12 protein-coding genes are annotated in these 17,701 nt (G+C 70.5%); 4 read left to right on the top strand and 8 right to left on the bottom strand.

Annotated features, from left to right (window positions below):
• Positions 1–60: 60 nt before the first annotated feature.
• Positions 61–516: a DUF6069 family protein gene (locus AAH979_RS13430; RefSeq protein ID WP_346258401.1), complete on the bottom strand. Its 456-nt coding sequence runs from the start codon at positions 514–516 to the stop codon at positions 61–63.
• A gap of 298 nt (positions 517–814) precedes the next feature.
• Positions 815–1,813, bottom strand: a complete 999-nt coding sequence (locus tag AAH979_RS13435) for an RNA polymerase subunit sigma-70 (RefSeq protein ID WP_346258402.1) — start codon at positions 1,811–1,813, stop codon at positions 815–817.
• A 190-nt stretch (positions 1,814–2,003) separates the two neighbouring features.
• Here AAH979_RS13435 and AAH979_RS13440 point away from each other — a divergent pair, with 190 nt between their 5' ends.
• Positions 2,004–2,219 carry a DUF664 domain-containing protein gene (locus AAH979_RS13440; protein ID WP_346258403.1) on the top strand — a complete coding sequence of 72 codons (216 nt, stop codon included), beginning with the start codon at positions 2,004–2,006 and terminating at the stop codon, positions 2,217–2,219.
• 112 nt (positions 2,220–2,331) lie between these two features.
• Here the strand turns inward: AAH979_RS13440 and AAH979_RS13445 are convergent, their stop codons facing one another.
• The 5 genes from AAH979_RS13445 to AAH979_RS13465 all read right to left on the bottom strand — a co-directional run bounded on the left by AAH979_RS13445 (position 2,332) and on the right by AAH979_RS13465 (position 10,708).
• Complete coding sequence (locus AAH979_RS13445) at positions 2,332–4,560, bottom strand: VCBS repeat-containing protein (RefSeq protein ID WP_346258404.1); 2,229 nt, start codon at positions 4,558–4,560, stop codon at positions 2,332–2,334.
• A gap of 53 nt (positions 4,561–4,613) precedes the next feature.
• Complete coding sequence (locus AAH979_RS13450; protein WP_346258405.1) at positions 4,614–5,189, bottom strand: peptidase inhibitor family I36 protein; 576 nt, start codon at positions 5,187–5,189, stop codon at positions 4,614–4,616.
• 8 nt (positions 5,190–5,197) lie between these two features.
• Positions 5,198–5,800, bottom strand: a complete 603-nt coding sequence (locus AAH979_RS13455; RefSeq protein WP_346258406.1) for a peptidase inhibitor family I36 protein — start codon at positions 5,798–5,800, stop codon at positions 5,198–5,200.
• Positions 5,801–6,275: 475 nt separating this feature from the next.
• Positions 6,276–6,686, bottom strand: coding sequence for a hypothetical protein (locus tag AAH979_RS13460; protein ID WP_346258407.1), 411 nt, complete (start codon positions 6,684–6,686; stop codon positions 6,276–6,278).
• Positions 6,683–10,708 carry a polymorphic toxin type 27 domain-containing protein gene (locus AAH979_RS13465; protein ID WP_346258408.1) on the bottom strand — a complete coding sequence of 1,342 codons (4,026 nt, stop codon included), beginning with the start codon at positions 10,706–10,708 and terminating at the stop codon, positions 6,683–6,685. Before AAH979_RS13465 ends, AAH979_RS13460 begins: the two co-directional genes overlap by 4 nt.
• Before the next feature lie 180 nt (positions 10,709–10,888).
• On the opposite strand from AAH979_RS13465, the gene AAH979_RS13470 reads away from it, so the two are divergent.
• The gene (locus AAH979_RS13470; RefSeq protein WP_346258409.1) at positions 10,889–11,971 is read left to right on the top strand and encodes a hypothetical protein; all 1,083 of its coding nucleotides are present in this window, start codon (positions 10,889–10,891) and stop codon (positions 11,969–11,971) included.
• Between the two features lie 58 nt (positions 11,972–12,029).
• On the opposite strand, the gene AAH979_RS13475 is transcribed toward AAH979_RS13470, so the two are convergent.
• Positions 12,030–14,198, bottom strand: a complete 2,169-nt coding sequence (locus AAH979_RS13475; protein WP_346258410.1) for a VCBS repeat-containing protein — start codon at positions 14,196–14,198, stop codon at positions 12,030–12,032.
• 660 nt (positions 14,199–14,858) lie between these two features.
• On the opposite strand from AAH979_RS13475, the gene eccD reads away from it, so the two are divergent.
• Positions 14,859–16,241 (top strand): type VII secretion integral membrane protein EccD, encoded by a 1,383-nt coding sequence (gene eccD, locus AAH979_RS13480; protein ID WP_346258411.1) that lies wholly within the window; start codon positions 14,859–14,861, stop codon positions 16,239–16,241.
• 1 nt (position 16,242) lies between these two features.
• Complete coding sequence (gene eccB, locus AAH979_RS13485) at positions 16,243–17,667, top strand: type VII secretion protein EccB (RefSeq protein ID WP_346258412.1); 1,425 nt, start codon at positions 16,243–16,245, stop codon at positions 17,665–17,667.
• Positions 17,668–17,701: the final 34 nt, after the last annotated feature.

Genomic DNA, 17,701 nt, shown 5'->3' on the forward strand with positions numbered 1-17,701 from the left:
GGGGCCACGTTAGTGCGCTCGCGCACTCCCTTGCGCCGCGCGTTGTTTCGTTGCGGATCGTCAATCGGTCCTGGTGCGGAGGCTCCGCGCCAGGGTGGGGATCATCACCGTCGCAGGGACGAGGTGTAGCCCGAGGAGGGCGGTGGTGGTGGCGGTGTTTGCCCCGGCGAGGAGGGGCGGGACCAACGAGATCGCGGTCAGCGACACTGCCGTCCACCCGAATCGCTTGGCGGGGTGAGCGCTCCAACGAAGAAGAGCGGCGGCAATGACGATGCCCACGACCGAGAAGAAGCCGGTCACCACGGCGAACCCGGACAACGGGATCGTCTCGCCACCATCGGGGACCTCGAAGTCGACGCCAACGGCCTGGGCAAGCGCAGCGGCGAGGGTGGTGGCCACCATCGCTGCGAGTGCGGCAATGAGGCCGGTGCCGGCGAGCCGGCGGAGTCGGTGGGTGTGGCTGGTCTGGCCCGATGCCGGGCCTGCGACGACCCCGGTGTCATTCATGCTGTTCATGTCGTTCCTCCATCATCGAAGTAACTGGCGTACGGGGTGTGTTGACTGGCATGTGACGGTCCTGGCCGTGGGGTGACGATGCGCACCCTCGCCGTGCGGCGGCCGGGGTTCCGCAGGGCGCGGACGCCGGTGCCGCGGCGCCAGAACCCGGCGTCGCGTCCGAGGACCGGCCCGGGCTCGCCGTCGCGCAGCTCCAGCTGCACCCGCCCGCGGGTGACCACGCCGAACGCGTCGCGCTACTCCGCCCCGACCACCGCGACACGCGCGCCACCGCGCAGCGCGAGCGTCCACACCGGGACTACTCCGTGCCGTCCGCCGGCAGGCGCTCCGGCAGCCCGAGCCGCGGGAACTGATCGTCGTGGAACGTGACGATCTCGGTGATCGCCCCGCCGGTGACGCGCAGGACGTCGATCGTCAGCGGCAGGTACGCGCCCTCCCGCTTTCGCCACTGGTAGAAGGCGACGGCGGGCTGCCGGTTCACGGAGGTTTGGACGGCGCGCAGCCCCTTCAGGCCCTCGAAGCCGTCCTCGATCCAGCCGTTCACCACCGTGTCGCGGCCGACGTGCAGTCCCGGCGTGGGCGGCATCGAGCAGCGGACGTCGTCCCGCAGCAGTGCGGCGAGCCCGTCGACGTCCGTGGCCACGCTGGCGTCGGTATAGCGGCGCACCAGCTCGCGCGTCCCGGCGTCCTCCTCGCCGCCGGTCCAGTCCTGCCGCTCGGCGGGCAGGTGCTCCCGCATGCCGGCGCGGGCCCGCTGCAGCGCGCTGTTCACCGAGTTGACGGAATCCCCGAGGAGCTCCGCGACGTCCTTCGCCGGCCAGCCGAGCACGTCCCGCAGGATCAGCACGGCCCGCGGGCGCGGCGCGAGGTGCTGGACTGCGACCAGGTACGCCAGCTCGATCGTCTCCCGCGCGACGGCGACGGTCTCCGGCTCGTCCGCGTCGCCCGCAGGCAGCTCGTCGAGCAGCCGGTCCGGGTAGGGCTGTAGCCACAGCACCTCGCCGCCGGTCGCAGGCTCCGGGCGGCACTTGGCGAGCAGGTCCAGGCAGGCGTTGGTGGCGATCCGGTACAGCCAGGCCCGGAACGTCGACCGCCCCTCGAAGGTCTCCCGCCGCCGCCAGGCACGGAGGAACGTCTCCTGCACGGTGTCCTCGGCGTCCTCGAACGACCCGAGCATCCGGTAGCAGTGCACGTGCAGCTCCCGCCGGTGCCGCTCCGCCAGCCCCGAGAACGCCGGCTCGTCGACCTCGCCCAGCCCGCTCACGCCCAGCTCCTCCAGCCGCATGTCCGCACTCATCACGTCATCCTTCCGTCTCGTCGGGTCCCGTCGTAGGTGTGACGGGTGCGGGCGCGAAAACTCATCACTGAACCTTTTTCAACCTGGACCGCGCGGCGCTCACGCACCGCGTCCGACCTTGCGGTCCGCCGGACCGCAAGGGGAGGTTGAAAAAGGTTCACTAGTGCAACGGCGTTGAGCGTGCCGAGGGGTGCTCGTGCTCGCCCACGTCTCGTGGCCCGACGGTCGCCATCCCAGCCTGCGCCGGCTCGTCTGCGACCTGATCGCGGAGTACGGCCGGCACACCGGGCAGGCCGACCTGCTCCGTGAGGCCGTGGACGGGTTGGTTCGTGAGGATCCGCCGGCTGGGTGGCAGGCACGACAGTTCGGCGGTCTCGTTGAAGGATTCGGTGACGAACGTGAGTAGGGCGAGATCATGCGACGACCCGGTCTGTAGTCGTGGTTGACGTCCGGATGTCGTGGTCGTGCCGCCCGCACAGCACGGCGGGCTCCCCCCATGGGGGAGCCCGCCGTGGACCTCAGCGAGCGATGCGCAGGTCGGCTATCTTGTTGCCGTCCATGCCGGCTTCCTTGACGACCGTGAAGCCGCCGGCGCTGTTCAGCACGGCGTACGTACGCGTCTGGTCATCGACGATCGCGTAGTGCACCAGCAGGTCGACGTAGTCGTCGCCGTTGACGTCTGCCGGGGTCGGCAGGATGATTTTCGCCGCGCCCAGGCCGCCCTCGATCCGCCACGCCTCGCTGCGCGCGACCGTGCCGTTGAGCTTCGAGAACAGGTGCAGGCTGGCGCCGTTGTCGGAGAACTCCTCCTTCTCCTTGCGGAACAGGGCGAGCTCGGCCAGGCCGTCATTGTTGAAATCGGCGGCGACCGGCTCGGTCGTGGTGCTTATCGCGAAGTTCCTGTCGGCCCACTTCGCCACCGCGGTGCCGGGCGCCCCGGCAGCGGACGTCGGCGCCATCCAGATCCGCATGCCCAGGGTGGCGTCCTGGGTGATCGTGATCAAGTCGGCCTTCCTGTCGCCGGTCACGTCACCGGCCACGAGCCGGCCGGCGACGAGCGCGTCCGGAGCGGCGATCTCCTTGGCCACCCAGGTGCCGTTGGCCCCCGGGGTCAGCGTGAGCAGCACCGACTTGGCGGCCGCGTTCTTGCCGTAGATCGCCAGGTCGGTCCGGCCGTCGCCGTCGATGTCGCCGGCCGCGGCGGACCTCAGGTCGTACCCCTTGCCGGCGGAGTTTGCCGGGGAGTCCCAGACCAGCCTCGGCGTCGGCGCGGCGGCGTCGATGTTGCTGAAGAACTGGACCCGCCAGGCTGCACCCCCACCGTAGAGGACGGCCACGTCGCGCTTGCCGTCGCCGTTGAAGTCACCGTTGTACGGCCGCGACCTGCTCAGCGTCCAGCTCGTGCCCGACTGGTAGACCGTCCGGTCGGCGCTCCACCAGCGGCCGATCTCGCCGCGGTTGATGACGGCCGTGGAGGTAGCGCCGGTCGCCTTCATCACGGTCATCTCCGAGGCGTCCACGGGCAGCGACTCACGCTTCTCAAGGTACGACCAGAGCGTGCTGATCGAGTTGCTCGCCAGCGCTGCGGTGCCGGCCCGGGCGATGTTCTTGTAGCCGTCGCGAATGGCCGCGTCGCGGACCTCGGTCACCCTGGCCTTGTAGCCGTCGATGATCTCCCTGTTCCGACGCAGGCGGTCGAGTTCGACCTGCTCGTAGATGCCGGTGGCGATCATCACCTTCCACGAGTCCTCGGAGCCGTTGAGGACCTCGTCGGCCAGCTTGGCGTAGGTCAGCGACCAGAACGGCACGCCCTTGAGGCGGCGGGCGATGTCGCGGAGGAAGACGTCGTCCGTACTGGCCATCCACACCTCGTCGTCGACCTTGACGTCGATGCCGACGGCGTTGGCCGCCTTCTTGCGGTCGAAGCGGCGGTTGGCCTCGGCCTTCTGCGCCTCGTCCTTGTCGGCGGCCTCGGCGATCAGGCGGTGCTGGTCGGCCGCGTACACGTTGGTCAGGCCGGACGCCAGGAAGGAGTCGACCGCCGCGGGCGTCGTGGTGAACGCCTGCTCCGCCGCGGCGATGGTGCCGGTGAATTCGGCCTTGTTGTCCCTGAGGAACGTCCACAGCGCGATGACGAAGTCGCGGTCACTGGAGCTGGTCAGGCGGGGCGTCACGGGCAGCTCGACGAGTTCGGCGGCCTGCGTGCGGCGGCGCTCGGCGACCTCGGCGTTCTGCCGGTCCCGGATCTCGTTGTGCAGGTCGCGGTCGGCGGCCTCATGGATGCCGCGCCGGATGTAGAGGCTGCAGGCCACGCACGCCTGCAGGTCCGGGTCCCAGTCGCCGAGCGCGAGCAGCGCCGCGCCTTTGACCTCGGTGCCGGGCCTGGCGAGCAGCCACAGTTCGAAGACGAAGTCCCGGTCGGGGAAGCCGAGTGGGTTGCTCGGCTGCGACAGGTCCAGCCCGACGATCGGCGCCGCCCTCAGCTTCTCGTCGTCACTGGCGGCCGGGACGGTGCCGTCGTCGGCGATCGCCAGGGCGCGCGGGGTGCCGCGGCCGGTCGTGCCCTTCGCCGACGATCCGGCGCTGGTCGACTGGCTGGCGGTGGGCGCGGGCAGCGGCAATGCACCGCTCGGCTCCTTCGGCTCAGCGGCGATCGCCAGGGCCGGGACCGCCAGGATGGCGGCCAGCGAAGCGGCGACCGCGGTGACCCAACTCGTACGTGAACTGATTGTCGACGATGTGCCCATCAGATCCCCCGAAGAAGTGGAACGAGTAAATGACGTTCGGTCGACCGGTCGCGTCACCACGGGCCGGGACACGCCCGCAGCACGTTGACCATGTCGTTCCTGGGCATCCAGGCGACGCCCTCGGCCAAGCCCTTACCGGCCGCCTTGGAGCCTTCGATGAGCTCCCAGTTGTTCCGGTCCGCCGTGTCGGTGGCGCCGTAGTTGTTCCACATGAAGGCCCAGGTGCCGGCCTTCTGGTTGTTGATGTAGCTGCTGACCTCGTTGCCCCAGAACCGGCCGCTGGACGTCTTCAGCTGCCAGATCGGGTAGAGGCTGCAGTCGGTGCCGACGGTGAGCTTCTCGCCGCCGAACTCGGCGTTCTCGAACAGGCAGAGATGCTCGTACGAGCAGAGGGTGTCGGGCAGGCCGACAGCCGTGCCGTTCGCCTCTTTCGACGACGGCAGCGAGAGGGTGACCCCCTTCTCCGTGATGATCGAGTCCGGACCGGCGAGCCGCGATCCGGGGTTGTAGGCCAGCAGCCGCTGCAGGCGGTCGTCGGGTGCGGCCTGGGCGGCGGGCCCGACCCCGAATCCGATGGCAATGAGGGCCGCGGCCAGCAGAGCGCTGAGGGTAAGACGATGGAAACGCACGGTTTCTCCTAAAGGCATTGAGCGGTGGGTACGCGCGCGGGCTTGACGACCTCGGCCCGGTCGTTCCACCCGACCGACGGGAACTGCTGTGCCGGCTGATCCGCGGCGTTGGCGCGAGAGGAGTGCAGCAACTCCCACTTCGCCATGCCCTCCTCCGCTGGCGGCGCGCCGCCCTTGTGCCAGATGTAGGCCCAGCTGCTCACCGGCAGACGATTGATGACGCTGCTGACCTGAGTGCTCCACAGGCGCCCGTCGGACAGCTTGTAGTTACGGAGCTCGTACACCATGCAGAGGCTGAACCGCAGCCGCTCGCCGCCGAAGTCGTGGTGCTCGAACAGGCACACGTCCTCGTACGAGCACTTGTCCTCGGCGACGCCGGCCATCGGGAAGGACAGGACCGCCCCATCCGGCAGCCGCACCGCGTTCGGCGCCAGCTTCCGCGCCCCCGGGTTGTTCTGCACCAACCGGTCGAGCCGCACCGCCGCGGCCCGGGCCTCGGACGGTGGGTCGACGGCAGTGGCGGCGCCGATCCGGAACACGGCCACCGATCCGGCCACGGTCAGGGCCGCAGCCAGGACCGTACGCAGCGCCGATGATCGGAAACGCTTCACGAAACCTCCTTCGGGGCATGCGGCAGCCCGACCATCGTCGATGAACGGGCGCCACGGGAGCCCTAACTATGGACGCCGGGATATTGGCGTATGTGCCCGTCAGCGCCTTCTGTCGACTACCGGGCAACAGAGATCGATATGACTGTCGGTCGGCGTCGCCGGGAGCCACCGACGACCGTTTCCCAGGCCGACCGGTCCGGGTTCCACGGCAATGTCCACGGTGCCCCACATACGCTCGGCCAGTGCCTTCTCCGCGCCACGCCGAATGCCCAGACAAGTCGCCGGCCCAGACCCACGCCGTCGGTCGTTGCGAAGTGCCGGAGGACGTCCACCTTCGATCCCGAGGCGCCCCGCCCAACCACCACGAGGAAAGAATCAGCTCACGATCCTCGGAAGTCGTCACTCGGTGTCGCATTTCCCCCGGCGGATGGACGGTGACGTCACCGCCACCGTCCATCCGGGTACGCGCTCCCCGTCAGATCGATCCGGAGGTATCCTCTGGACGCTCGGGCCAGGGGCCGCCGGCGAAGAATGACGGAGCCTCGATCGGTCGGCGACCCTCCCGCCACGACGGCCGGCCCGACGCCACGAACTGGGTTCCGGTCTCGTTGATCAGCCAGACGTACGCCCAGTTGATTTTTTCCTGACCGTGTGCGGCTCGCAGTCGCGCGAGGTCCGACTCGTCCGGCCGGCGCAGATACAGGCCCTGGATGATGGGCGCCAGCACCATGAAGGAGACGTTGCCGAACCACACCTCAGAGCGATCCAACTCGATGCCGTCGACGGCATAGTCACAGCGGATCAGGAGCTGACGGTGATTGGCGTTGAACTCCCAGACCCGGTAGTACAAGTCGGGCCTCAGATAGGGCGAGCCGGGGGCCGTCACACCAAGCCTGCCCTGAGCTCCGCCCAGTTCGGCTCGGGGAACTCGGTCTTCGTCAGCAACCTACCCCTCCAGTAGAAGTCGATGCGGGACCACCGCTTGCCATAATTGTGCAGTCGCGCCGCGTTGCCCAGCTTCGCCATCTCCCAGGCCGTTCCGTTACCTGGCTTGCGGGCCTCTACGTAGTTGTTGACGATCGGCAGACCCTGCCGGTAAAGGCCCCGGAAAGCCTCTGCCGGACCGGTCCAGCGCGTATCGTACAATTCCACGCTGATCTTGGTTTCTTCCGTGGTGATCGCCGAGCCGACCCTCACCATCCACTCGGGCCTGCCGCCAAGGCCCTCTTCGCCGTACTCGTCTCCGTTGTAGGTGTGGGCCCGTTCGTCGCCCCCGTCCCGCAGAGCCTCGGCCAGGTTATCGGAGAACGGGGCGACGCCGAGCACGACGTGGTCGGTGTACTCGGGACAATCATCGTCATCGTCATCGGCGGCCCGGGCGCGGTGGCTCGCGGACGTGGCCGCGATCAACCCGTGGGGTCTGCTGTCGCTGCTGGTCACCACGCACGGCAGATCCTGCTTGCACTTCTTGTTGGGTCCGGCGGCGGCAGCCCTCGGACCCGTGGCGGACGCCGGGGAGGCGCCGGCCACCTGGCCGACGAGATCCCCGGTGATCTCCTTGATCAGACCGCGTTGACAGTCGGTGATCTTCTTGTTGACATTCCGGATGATCTTGCGGGCCTTCTTGACCGCGTCCCAGAACGCCTTGACCGATTTGGTCGCCTTGTAGAGCAGCTTCAGGGCCTTGAACGCCCGGACCGGACCGAGCTGCTCGGCGACCAGGATCAGACAGGACAGGATCTGGCCGCTGAAGCAGGCCCTGATGTCGTCGATATTGAAGAAGTCGCCGATCAGCTCCGGGCCGTACTGCACCAGGAACTGCGACACCTCGCCCCGCGACACCGCGATGAACGGCTCGATCGACGCGAACTGCTCCGTCGTCAGATAGTCCCGGGCATCGGTGAGCATCGCCGCCGTGAACTCGAAGGCCCCGTCCAGGTCCGCGTTCTCCGCAGCCCGGATCTCGGCCTCGAGCCGCGCCGCCTCGGCCTGCGACTCGTCGGCGTACTGCTGAACGTTTTCCGCGTATCTCGCGGTCTCCTTGGCGTACTCCTCCGCGTTCGTCGCCGCCCGGTCCGCGGCGTCCGCGTGCTGCTGTGCCTCGCGGGCGAACCGCTGCGCGTCGTCGGCGTCCTTCTGCGCCTGGTCGGCCATGGTGCGGGCGTCCGCAGCGAGACGCTCGGCCTGGTCGGCGTTGAGACCGGCGATCCGAGCGTCCTCGTACGCCCGGTTGGACGCCGAGCGGGCGTCCCGGGCGTCCTGCCGGGCCTGCGCATCGGCGTTGCGGGCACTGGCCGCCGAGTCGCGGGCCAGCCGCGCCGATTCCTTGGCCCGCAGCGACGCCCGCTTGGCGCGGGCGTTGTCCAAGGCTGCCGCAGCAGCGGATCCGGCAGCATCGGCTGCCGCCTGGTACGCCTCCTTCATGTCGGCCTGCGCGGCCTCAGCCGCCTGCTGCGCACGCACCGCGGCCGCGTCGGCTTCGACGGCGCGGGTTTCGGCCGCTCTGGCCTGTTCTTCGCTGATCTCGATCGCCAGGTTCGACACCTGCGTGGCGAAGACGGCGTTGATGTCGGTCGCCGTGAACGGCGCCAGCAACTCGACCGCGTTCGACGCCGGAATCAACGCCGCGGTCGCCGACGACCGGGCCGCGTTGGCCGACCGCAACGCGTTCTCCGACTGCACCGTCGCCGACGCCGCCTCGTTGGTCGCCGCGACCGTCTCGTCCCGCGTGCGATCCGCCGCCCACAGGCTCTTGACCGCCTCCGACGCGGCGCCCTGCGCGGCACGATCGGCGGCCTGGGCTGCACGGGCCGCGTTGACTTCCTGCGCGGTCGCCGCAGCCGCTTCCCGCTCGGCGGCACGGGCGGCCTGACGGGTCTTCGCCGCTTCGGCTTCGGCGGCACTGGCCGCCCGGTCGGAGGCGGCAGCCGCGGCAGCCGCCCTACTCGCCGCCGCCCGCGCCCGGTCGGCCGCGCGCTCGGTCTCGGTCGCCGCGGCGTCGGCCTTCGATGCCGCCGTCGTGGCCGCGTCCGCGTTGGCCTTGGCCGTGTCAGCGTGCCGCTGGGCAGCGTCGGCCGCCTGGCGCGCCTCCAGGGCGGCGGCGTCGGCGTCGCGCTTGTCCTGACCGGTCAGCCCCGCGGCCGCCGCCAGTTCCGCGGCTTCTGCCTGCATCCTGGTCAGGTCGCGTTCCTCAGCCGCGTCGCGGGCCAGCTCACGAAGCCGGCGCGCGTTCTCCTCACGAACCGCCGCGTTGTCCCGGGCGGTCCGCGCCTTGCCCTCCGCGGTTTCCGCACGCAGGCGCTCACTGGCGGCGTTGTGCCTGTCCACTTCGGCCAGACCGCGCAGCCGGTGTGCCTCGTCGGCCTGGAGCTTCGTGATGATGTGATGCCGCTCGGCGTTGGCCCGCTCGGCCTCGGCGATTTCCCGCTGGTCGGCGGCGATGTCGGCCTGCCGAATCGCCTCGTTGCGGTGCGCCCGCGCTCTGGCGGCGTGGTCCCACGCCTCCGCTGTCCGGGAGGCAGCCGCCCGGCGGTGCGCGTCTGCCCGCTCGGCGGCCTTCTCCGCGGCGTCGGCCTGCTTCTCCGCCACCTCCGCCAGCTTCGCGGCCGCGTCCTTGTGCTGGATCGCCTGCAGCTTCCATCGGCGCGCCTGCTCGGCGCGCTTGGCGGCCTCGTCGGCATTTCCGAGGGCCTTGTGGGTGGCGATCGTGGCGTCGATCGCGTGCACCGCGGTCTGCGTCGCCTGGTGCGCCGCCTCGGCCGACAACGACAGGCCCTGAGCCATGTCGGCCCACTCCGTGCCGTAGGGCAGCTGCGCCTCGTTGACCAGAACGTTCGCCGCTTCCTGGGCGACGGCGGCGGCGTTCCTGGCCTCCGTGGCGAAGTTGCGGGCATCCGTCAGGTTCACCGCGGCCGCCGTCTTCACGGCCTCCAGGTCGCGTAGCGGGCCCCTGGCGTCCAGAATCTGTGCCGCGCGGCGGCCGTTGATCGCGCCGCTGGTCATCGCGTTCGCAACCTGCTGCAGCGCCTTCACACCCGCGCCGTGGGCCTGGATCAGCCGCACCCGGGCCTCATTGGCCTTGCGCGAACGCACCGCGAGGTCGCCGGCCTCTTCGATCGCCTTCAGTTCGGCCTCGCGGCTGGCGATCAGCTCCTCACGCAGCTCCGCGTCCCGGATCCCGGCCTCGACCAAGCCCCACTCGAAGAACTCGGTGATCGCCGCGTCGCCACCGGCCAAGGCGTCGACCGCGGCGGCATGCACGTTCGGGCTCTCCACCTCATCGGTGGAATCAATGATCAGCTGAACCCGGTTGCGCAGTTCCGCGGCACGGTCGGCCTGATGTTTGGTCAACTCAGCGTCGCGCTGACGGGCGATTTCTGCGCCGTACGCCTTGAACGCCTCACGGTCACGCGGCTTCGCCGTCGGCGCGAGAACGCGTTCGACCTCTGCGTTGAACGTCGGGCCGCCAGTGCCGCGTAGCGCGCGGATTTCGGTAACCAACGCCTGATCGGCCTGCTGGCGGCGCTGCTCGGCCCTCTTGACGGCCTGGGTGTAGCCGCCGTTCGGGGCAAGGAACGCCACGATTGCCGCGTCACCCGCCGCCAGCGCAGCAGCCGCAGCTTCGCGCACCTCCGGATCGGCGTGCGCCTCGGCGTACCAGCACATCAACTGATACGTGACATCGTCGGTGCTGCCCGAGCGCACCGTTTTCGGCGCGAACGTCGGGTATTTGAACAAGTCGTTCAGCGACTGCCCGGCAGTTTTGGCCGCAGCCGGCGCCGGCGCCGGTGGTGGTGATGGTGATGGTGGAGTGGGTGGTGCGGCGAATGCGCCGGCCGGCGTCAGGCCGGCCAGCACGGCTACCGCCGTCGTGGTGACCACGAGGCGGCGCAGATGTGTCTTCGACAAAGCGGCTCCAGTCCGTCGTACAACGGACCCCCGTCCGGTCCGCAAGCCGCTTGAACATAAGGCACCATCTATGGGCAACCAAGATCTCGGCGAGTCAGAACAATGACACACGTCGTTTTCTGATCTTGGCCGGTGCCACAGTAAACGGTCCGAATTTACGAGAACGGGGAGAGAGCAAACATGATTCGCACCTGGCTGGCCGGCACTCTGGTCGCCGCCACCGCCGTCACGGGCGTCACCGCGGGGACGCCCGTGCTCGCCGCCGAACCGAGCAGCATTCCCTGCGAGTTCACCGTCGGATCGCCCACCACACTGCTGCCCCCGCGGGCGCTCGCCACGCACCTGGCCGTCGCCTCGCCGTACGGCGCGGTGCGGGCCGCGGCCATGACCGCGCTCAACTCGCCGCGCGGCGAGGTCGCGGTGTGGGAGTTCATCCCCGCCGGGTGGTGCCAGGCGACGATCCGCGCCGAGCAGGACGCGGCGATGAACGACCACATCATCGCGCGGGTGCTGGCCACCCACGCGTACGAGACGTCTCCGTGGGTGTGGTCCGCGGCGAACGCCGCCAAGACCGCTCCCGCTGCGGAAAAGGAGTACTTCGTCCGCTTCGGGCTGGAGGAGGCGCGGGCCGCCGACCAGCGCGCGAGAGACGAGGACGGCGCGCACGCCGCGGCACTCCGCCAGTACGACCGCGACTACGTGGCCCAGTTGCGCGACACGGCGCAGGGCGAGCAGGTGCGCATCGCGGCGGCGTGGGCGCTGCGGCCGGAGGCCACCGACAGCGACATCGTCGAGTTCTACACGTACGCCTGGTCGAGCTTCGGCAAGCTGGACCTTGAGCGGTTCCAGCTGACCACGGCCGACCAGGAAATGCGCTGGTTCGCCGCGGTGGACCGGCTCCAGCGGTCCGCGCTGGAGGCGCAGGCGGCCGCCGAAGCGGCCAGCGGTGAGGCGCAGAAAGCGCTGCAGCAGCAGGCGGCCGACGCCTGGGGTCAGGTGGCCGCCGGGGCCGCGCCCTCGGCGTCCGGGTGGCTGGCGGCCAAACAGACCGCCGACGCTCAGGCGCAACAGTGGGCGGCGGTCTACCAACTCGCGCTGCGACAGACCGGTCCGAACTGGAAGGCGATGACCAAGCCAGCGCGCGGCAACCGCGACGCGTGGGAGCGGGACAGCCGCAACGCCCGCGATCGAGCGGCGTACTGGCAGCAGGTGGTCGCCGACGCGCTCGCCGCGGAGGAGGACATCCGGCCCCACGTCAGCTAGACCAACGGAAAGGGCCGGGTCGCCGCGAGGTGACCCGGCCCTTTCCGCTCCCCGCGCGCTAGTGCGAAATCCGTGTGTTGGCCATCCGCCAACTGCCCTTCGCCGAGGTCCATGGCTGAACCGCCGGGTCGAAGCCGCCGGACTTGGCCCGGATCGACCAGAGCGACGCCTTCGCGTCCTCGTCTCGCCGCATCACCACCAGGTCGACCCGGGCGTCACCGTTGACGTCGGTGGCGACCGGGAACAGCGCGTCGAACGTCCACGCCGTCGGCGACGCCCACTTCTCCGCGAAGCTGACCGTCCCCGAGGCGATGTTGTCGTGCAGCCACACCCCCGAGGTCGTGGCCGTCTTCTTGCGAATCATGACCACCTCCGCCCGGTTGTCCCGGTCGAAGTCGCCCATCACCGGCGTGCCGGCCTCAGCCAGCTTCACCCCGGTGTTCGACCAGCGTTCCACCGGCGCGGCGAACCCGCTGTCGCCGCCCAGGGCGAGCCACATCTGCGCACCCTTGGTGGCGTGCTGGACGAACGTCACCAGGTCACCCTTGCGGTCGCCGTCGACGTCCCCGGCCACCACCCGGCCGGTCACCAGCGCGGCGGGCGCGGTGGCGACCTCCTGCCGGAACGTGCCGCCCGCCTCGCCGTACAGCGTCATCAGGATCGGCCTCTTGGCCGCGTCGGTGCCATAGACGGCAATGTCGGTACGGCCGTCGGCATTGACGTCGGTGGCGACCGGCGTCTGCAGGGTGTAGCCCGTGGTCGAGGTGGCCGGCTTGGCCTCCCACACCGTGCGGGGCGCGCCGGTGAACGCATCGACGTTGCCGAACACTTCGAACCGGTAGCTGAAGTTCGCCAGCTTGTAGAGGACCGCGCTGTCCTGCCCGGCTCTGCCATCGAACTCACCGTTGACCGGCTGCGCGCTCAGGGCACGCCACCCGGCCGGCGCACTCCACACCCGGCGGGCGGTGCCGGTCTGGCGGCCGACGTGCCCGAAGACCCACAGCGTCGAGGCCGCGGTGCCGTTGTCGTAGAACGCCGTCAGGTCACTGGCGTCCGGCGGCAACCGGTCGTACGTCTGCTCGAAGGTGATCAGCGCGCTGAGCTTGCCGGTCGCGAGCGCCGCGTTGGCGGCCACGGCACGGTTCTTGTACGCCAGCCGCTCGGCCTCGTCCCGGATGCCGATGACGACCGCGCGCATCTCCTCGTACCGCTCGATCCGGCGGCGCTCCTCGTCCTGGGCGGCCACGTCGTGGATGCCCCTGTCGATGAACTCCCGCCACTGGGCCGGGCCCTCGTCGTACAGCACGATGGCGATCGCGTGCGAGGTCAACGTGTAGAACGGGTCGCTCTCGATTCTCGTGTAGAGCCGGTCCAGGAAGACGCTGTCGCTGACCAGATACCACGACTCGTCCTCGTTGCCCGGCTGCCCGAACGAGGTCCCGACCGCGATGCCCGCGTACTTGCGCTTGGCGCGGCGCTCGGCCTCCGCCCTTTTCTCCTGGTCGCCTTCGTAGATGTCGGCCAGATGGTCGGCCTGGTCGGGGTAGAAGTAGCTTGCCCCGAACGAGGTCAGGAACTCGACCCGCGCGTCCGGCGTGGCGGTCACCGCGGCGGCCGCCGCGGCGATCGAGCGGGTCGCCCACGGCTTGGTGGCCCGCAGGTGCTCCCAGACGTTGAAGGCGAAGTTGCGGTCACCGGAGCCGACCGCGGACGCGTCCGGGAACGTGTAGTCCACCATGTCGGCGACCGCCTGACGCCGGTAGCGGGCCTCGAACGCCGCGGTCCGATCCTTGGTCTCCTGCCGGATGTCCCGGTCGTTGGCGGCGTACACGTTCGTCCGGATGAACGTGGTGCACGCGTCGCACCGCTGCGTCTCCGGTGCGTACGTGCCGATCGCCAGCTCCGCGCCGGCGCGTACCTCGGTGTCGAAGACCGCGCGGCGCCACAGCTCGATGGTGAACTGATAGTCGACCTTGGCGTACTCCTCCCAGGACGAGGCTGGCATGCCGACGACCAGGCCGGCCTTTTCCTTCTCCAGGATCGAGGCCTCCGGCGGCGGAGGCAGCTCCGCGGGGTCACTCGGGACCTCGGTGTCCGGCGGATCGTCCACCGTGGTGCCGGCCCTGCTCGCAAGCCCTCCCGGCGGCGGCGCGCCGAGAGCCGCGCCCGGCGTAGCTAAGAAGATCATCGCCGCCGTGGACGCGGCGATAATGTGACGTACCCCCATGCTCACCCTTCCCGTCGCAATGCCCGATCCATTCACGATTGTGAAATCCAGGCTGCTCGGATTCTGCCCGACGGAGGCTGCGGAGGATGGCCGACAAGCACAATGTGTCGGGTTGGCGACACCGATGATCGTCAACGCGACGGTACGTCTAACCATTGTGGAGAGACAGCTCGACAACGAGCCATCAAAGCGTAGCCGCCCCGAAGTCGTCCACCGCAAAGCTGATTAGTAACTTCCGCGCGAGGGCGGTGAGCCAATCGTGGAAATAGACTCGGGACTCCTGCGGCCATCGCTCGCCCGGCTCCGGCGTGATCGGGTCCTGCTCGGATATCGCCGTCCACGCTCTGCCGCAGCTGTGCCATTTCGGTCGGCGCTGCCGGGTGTCGGGCACTCACCCATGCTCGAAGATCCTCCGCGGACCGCCGATCTTCTCCACACCTTCACCAGTTCTGTGCTAGGGCCTGTGTTGAAGTCGGTCACAGCCATTCGTTAATCGCGGCGATCTGTACGGTAGCCGGCCGGGATGCGACGGCAAGCGCGTGGCCGCTAGCTGCCGACCCGCTTCCCTGGCGGATCGGGTCCAGTCAGGGTAGGTGCGTCCCCCGCCCCGGGTGGGCCCTCCGGCAGTTCGCCGCCGGGGGCGGATGTCGCGGAGCTGCCATGAACAACACTGGCCTGGTCCGGGTGACCGTCGCGGCACCGGCCCGGCGGATCGACCTGGCCCTGCCCGAGCGGTCGCCGCTCGCCGAACTGCTGCCCGCCCTGTTGACGCACGCCGGCGAGAGCCTCGCCGACGCCGGGGTGGGTGCCGGCGGGTGGGCGCTGCGCCGGGTTGACGGGACCACGCTGGAGCCGGCCCGTACGCTGGCCGGGCATCGGGTACGGGACGGCGAGGTGCTGTACCTGACGCACGCCCGTACCGACTGGCCCGAGTTGGAGTACGACGACCTGGTCGACGCGATCGCCACCGGCTCGGCCCGGCTCGGCGGCGCCTGGGGTCCTGCGCACACCCGGGCCGCCGGTCTCGGCGTGGGCGCGCTGGCCGCCCTGCTCTGCCTGGTCGCGGTGTTACGGGCGGGACCGCCGTGGTCCGGTCCGGCAGGGTGGGCACTCGGCACGGCCGGCCTGCTGCTCGCCGTCGGTGTCGTGCTGGCCCGGGCGGCCGGTGACGCCGGGGGCGGCGTGGTCAGCGCGCTGGTCGCGTTGCCGCTGGCCGTCGCGGGCGGCGGCCTCGCCCTGGCCGGTGACCGCGCGCTGACCGCGCTCGGCGCGCCGCATCTGCTGACCGCCGGAGCCGCGCTCCTCCTCGCCTCGATCGTCGGCCTGCTCGGTGTGGTGGACCGGGCCGCGCTGTTCGTCGCCGGTGCCACGGCCGGACTGTTCGGCGTCATCGGCGGCTGGCTCACCACCCTGGAGGCGCTGGAGGCGCACGAGACCGCCGCGCTCGTGGCGGGCCTCGGTCTGGCGTTCTCACCGGTACTCGCCCCGCTGTCGATCCGGCTCAGCCGGGTACCGATGCCGGTCCTGCCCCGCGTCGCCGCCGACCTGGTACGCGACGACCCGCAGCCACCCCGGACCGCGGTGTACGCCGCCGTACTGCGAGCGGACAGCCTGCTCACCGGCATGGTGGCCGGCCTGGCGCTGGCCGCCGCCGTCTGCCAGGTGTTACTGGTACGCGCCGGCGGCGCCGCCGCGACGATCCTGGTGACCGTCCTGACGATCGGCTTCCTGCTCCGCGCCCGGCTGTATCCGATCGGGCGGCAACGACTGCCGCTGCTGCTCCCCGGGCTCACCGGGGCGGTGTCCCTGGCCACCGGGCCGCTGATGGCCGACCGGTCGGACCTGCTCGCCGTGACCGGACCGGTCCTGCTGCTGGCCGGCGGGCTCGTCGCGCTGCTCGCCGTGGTGTACAGCGTCCGCCGGCCCGGCCCGTACCTGGGACGGTACGCGGAGCTGCTGGAGGTGCTGGTGGTGTTGGCGGTCCTGCCGGTGGTCTGCTCCGTGCTCGGCCTGTACGGCTACGTACGCGGGTTGGGCGGCTGACATGGCGTCCAAGCGCGACCAGTTGCACGCGTACCAGTTTCTGGTGCAGCGGGTGATCTCGGGCCTGGTGACCAGGGAGAGCGACCCGGAGCAGCCTCCGTTCCGCCGGCCGGTCTACGCCGCGTACGGTGGCATCGCCCTCGCGGTCATCGCGCTGGCCGTCGTCGGCATCTACGGGATCATCGTGCCCGGCGGCGCCAAGAGCTGGCGCGGCGGCGACGCGGTGGTGGTCGAGAAGGAGACCGGGACCCGCTACGTCTACCTGGACGGCCGGCTGCATCCGGTTGCCAACTACACCTCGGCCCTGCTTGCACTCGAGCGGCACGCGCGGACCCGGGTCGTGTCGCGCAACTCGCTGCTCGGGGCGACCCGGGGGCCGCGCATCGGTATCCCGGACGCGCCTGACGCCCTGCCCGCGCCGAAGCGGTTGCTCGCCGGGGAATGGACGTTCTGCTCCCAGCCTGGCCGGGACCGGACCGGGGCGGCCGTCTCCGAGTCGGTGCTGATGGTCGGGCACCGGCCGGCGGCGGGCGACCCGCTGGCGGAGCGCGCGCTGCTGGTCGCGGTGGCCGGAACCGGCGAGCGTCACCTGGTGTGGCACGGATACCGACATGCGATCGACAAGGCGGACACCGTCGCCGTGGAGGTGGCGCTGCGCGCCGGACCGGCGATCCCGATCAGCCCGGCGGTGCTCGACGTGCTGCCGGCCGGCCGGTCGATCGCGCCGATCGCGGTGCGGGATGTCGGCAAGCAATCCCGGGCGGTGCCCGGCCGGAAGGACATCCGGGCCGGCCAGCTGCTGGTGGCGACGAGTTCCGGGGGCGTACAGCACTATCTCGCCGAGGTCGGTCAGTTGCGGCCGATCAGCGAGTTGCAGTACGACATCCAGCTCGCCTCCCGCCGGACCGCCGCCGCGTACCCCCGTAAGAAGCCGGCCGGCGTCCCGCTCAGCCTGCTGGAGGCGGCCGGGGCCAAGCAGGCGCCCGCCGTACCCGTGGCGGCCGGTGATCCCCCCGTGCTGCCGCCGGAGTTCGCGGCCGGCGCCACGACGACCACCATGTGCCTGGTGTTCGCCCCGGGTGGGCCGGTGCCGACCGTGCTGCTGGACCCGGCGATGCCGGGCGTCGACCCGATGCGGCAGACCGCAGGCAGCACCGACCGAGGTACTCGACTCGCCGACCGGGTGCTGGTGCCGGGTGGCAGGGCCGCGGTCGTGGAGTCGATGCCCGCCCCGGATGCTCCGGCGGGCACCCTGCTGATGGTCACGGACCTCGGCATCGCCCACCCGCTGGCCGAGCCGAAGGTCCTCGAGGTGTTGGGCTACCCCGGGGTACGCCCGGTACGCATGCCGGCCGGAGTGGTCAGCCGCCTGCCGATGGGCACCACCCTGAGTCACGACGGCGCGATGCGTCACAGCCAGACCTGACCTGGTCCCGGCCGGCGGTTCCGGTCGGGGTCAG

Origin of the sequence: Plantactinospora sp. ZYX-F-223 (assembly GCF_039649625.1) — a bacterium.
Classification (GTDB): Bacteria; Actinomycetota; Actinomycetes; order Mycobacteriales; family Micromonosporaceae; genus Plantactinospora.

Excerpts from the sequence above, each read along its gene's own strand:
- eccB (WP_346258412.1), top strand. The coding sequence starts at position 16,243 with ATGGCGTCCAAGCGCGACCAGTTGCACGCGTACCAGTTTCTGGTGCAG.
- eccD (WP_346258411.1), top strand. The coding sequence starts at position 14,859 with ATGAACAACACTGGCCTGGTCCGGGTGACCGTCGCGGCACCGGCCCGG.
- AAH979_RS13470 (WP_346258409.1), top strand. The coding sequence starts at position 10,889 with ATGATTCGCACCTGGCTGGCCGGCACTCTGGTCGCCGCCACCGCCGTC.
- AAH979_RS13445 (WP_346258404.1), bottom strand. The coding sequence starts at position 4,560 with ATGGGCACATCGTCGACAATCAGTTCACGTACGAGTTGGGTCACCGCG.
- AAH979_RS13430 (WP_346258401.1), bottom strand. The coding sequence starts at position 516 with ATGAACAGCATGAATGACACCGGGGTCGTCGCAGGCCCGGCATCGGGC.
- AAH979_RS13435 (WP_346258402.1), bottom strand. The coding sequence starts at position 1,813 with ATGAGTGCGGACATGCGGCTGGAGGAGCTGGGCGTGAGCGGGCTGGGC.
- AAH979_RS13475 (WP_346258410.1), bottom strand. The coding sequence starts at position 14,198 with ATGGGGGTACGTCACATTATCGCCGCGTCCACGGCGGCGATGATCTTC.